We start from the raw sequence: 1144 nt of genomic DNA, 5'->3' as shown, positions 1-1144 counted from the left end.
ATGCAAGAGAAGTACTTAACGACAGCGTATCCGAACATATTTTTTGAGGATAACAAGGTAGGACGGCTGAAGAAACGGCTGTGGGACGCCTCGGAGGAGGAGATCCAGGCCATTCTGGATGATTACGGCATCCCGTCCGACAGTGAGATCGGAAAGCCGGGCTGCTATATCCAGACCTCGCCGCGCAAGATGGTGATTGAGAAACGCCATAAGAACGATATCGTCCTGGTGCCAATCGGCTGCACCGAGAATCACGGCATCCATAACAACTCCGGCCTGGACACGTTTATGTGTACCTCGATCTGCGAGGCGGTGCGACGCAAGACGGCTAAGGCGGGCCACGAGGTCGCGTTGGCGCTTCCACCGATCAACTACGGCGGCCATCCCTACCATCACTGCGGTATGCCCGGCACGGTCATGACGAGCGAGAAGTCCATCGTTGATACGCTGATTAACGTAATGGTCGGCTTGTGGGACGATGGTTTCCGCAAGATCATCCTTGTCAACAACCACGGCATGGACTGGATGCTCGAGTCCGCGATTCAGGAATTCTTTAAGCGCTTTGAGCTTCCGGCATTCGCAACGGTCGTTGAGTGGCATCGTGCGATTCGTGAATTTTGGTATCCGCTGGGCGATGAGCGGCCGGACTTCGTCAGCACGCCGTTTGTGCATGCGGACGAAGCGGAAACCTCTGCGGCGCTGCTCATGTTCCCGGGCATGGTGGATATGGGCTGTGTGGTGGACGCGCAGGCGAAGTCAATGGGGATGCTGGACGAAGGCTTCTATGATGGCTCCGTGGACTCATTCCACCGTCCGAACAAGTGGTCCGAGGCGGAAGGCCACCGTGTAATTGAGCGCTTCGGTACCCCTGAGGGTGTTGTGGGCTACCCGTCAAGAGGTGAAGCAAGAAAGGCAAAACGTCCGATTGCCGCGATCTGTGAATACCTGAACTGCATGGTCGAGGACATCCTGGAAGCTTATCCCGCGGGCAAGGTACCCGATCCCCGCAAATTCTCCCTCCGTCCTTACGAGGAGATCGAGCCCTGCCTCCGCGAGCCCCTCAGCGACGGCTGGAAGAGCGTGCATGAGCTCCCCAGACGCGGCCTCTTTATTGATTGACCCTTTCTCTTTTCTTCTTTTTTCT

The 1144-nt window shown here is 56.6% G+C and carries 1 protein-coding gene; it reads left to right on the top strand.

Annotated elements, in window-relative coordinates; translation table 11 throughout:
- Positions 1 to 1119: 3-dehydro-scyllo-inosose hydrolase (gene iolN, locus H8S45_RS15795; RefSeq protein WP_054328598.1), on the top strand; the 1119-nt coding region annotated here is incomplete at its 5' end.
- Positions 1120 to 1144: the final 25 nt, after the last annotated feature.

The sequence above is a fragment of the Agathobaculum faecis genome (genome assembly GCF_014287995.1).
In the GTDB taxonomy this organism is placed as follows: Bacteria; Bacillota; Clostridia; order Oscillospirales; family Butyricicoccaceae; genus Agathobaculum; species Agathobaculum ammoniilyticum.
This window is presented reverse-complemented; position numbering and strand designations above follow the sequence as displayed.